The organism is Mesorhizobium sp. M4A.F.Ca.ET.020.02.1.1 (assembly GCF_004022645.1).
Taxonomy (GTDB): domain Bacteria; phylum Pseudomonadota; class Alphaproteobacteria; order Rhizobiales; family Rhizobiaceae; genus Mesorhizobium.
On sequence record NZ_RZOI01001152.1, the window covers coordinates 1 to 1,133 of the forward strand.

Annotated in this window: 1 protein-coding gene, 1 tRNA gene and 1 pseudogene; all 3 read right to left on the reverse strand. The window is 63.1% G+C overall.

Translation table 11 applies throughout. The features are described from left to right. Positions 1–303: 303 nt before the first annotated feature. Entirely contained in the window at positions 304–639 is a 336-nt protein-coding gene (locus tag EN742_RS35600; protein ID WP_245455277.1) for a hypothetical protein, read from the reverse strand. 150 nt (positions 640–789) lie between these two features. Then, positions 790–865 (reverse strand) — tRNA-Ala (locus EN742_RS35605). 175 nt (positions 866–1,040) lie between these two features. Continuing rightward, positions 1,041–1,133 (reverse strand): annotated as a pseudogene (locus tag EN742_RS39865) (TIGR02300 family protein); the annotation flags it as partial.

The window sequence follows — 1,133 nt, forward strand, 5'->3', positions numbered from 1 at the left end:
TTCCAGATTGAACTGCAGTTTCAGTTCGCAGATGACCACCACGGGCGGCTCGCCATCGCGCAGCCCGACCACGTCGCAGCCGCCGACTTCGCCCTTGACGGTAAAGTCCAGGCTCTCGAGAAACCGCTTCACCGGGACGTATAGGGACGGTTCCTGCATGCGAGAGGCATAGCCGATTCGGACCGGGCGCGGACAGCGCCGCCAAAAGGGCGCGTCTCGACAGGCGGATTGGCAGCTGCAAAACCGGTCCGCGATGCTTGAGGCCCCTTCGACAGGCCGTCCAGCGCAGAGAGATTTGCTGAATTACTGCCTGGCGAACGCGCCCGTGTAGGTTTGGCCGGCAAGCGTATAGGTGGCGGCCAGCGTCCCGTCGGGCTGCATGATGAAGGTGGCGTCCGCGCCGTTCGGCAGGCGCGCAAGCTTCAATGTGTTGCCTGAAATCTTCCCGGCGCCATCGGCGACGCCCGGCTTGTTGTCGGCCAGAACTCCCCACGCATAGGTGACCGTCACCTGCCCGCGAGGAGCAATCGTGAGCACGGCCAGCTTGCCTTCATACATCCCGTCCAGCCGTCCGGCCCATATGCCGGAGAATGCGGCATATTTTGCCGGAACGCCCTTGTCGGGGGGCGTCGCCACCACGGATGGGTCCAGGACTGCCGAATCCTGAGCAGGAGGAACCGCGGCCAGGGCAGGTTGTGCAGGAGGTGGCGGTGGCGGCGATGCTTCAGGCGCCGATTGGCACGCGGCGAGCGTGAGCGACGCGAATCCAAGCATCAGGAAAAGACTGTTTGGTGGAGCCAATCGGAATCGAACCGACGACCTCTTGAATGCCATTCAAGCGCTCTCCCAACTGAGCTATGGCCCCACTCCCGGCAGTCAGCCGGCGCCGTTTCCGGCGAAGAGATCCGGCGCGGTTTTGAGGTCCGCGCCGTCAAGTGCAGGCGGCTTCTAACCCCGCCTTCGGTCAAGATCAAGCCTTCAACGACCGCTTTTTCGTCACAGGCCAACAAAGGCCGGCAAATGATCGCAGCGGGGCCCGATCAGACCTCGTCGTCGTCGTCGCCGACGCCGATCATGTCAGTAACGTCGTCGTCCTCTTCCTCTTCATCGGCAAGGAAGGTGTCGTCCTCATC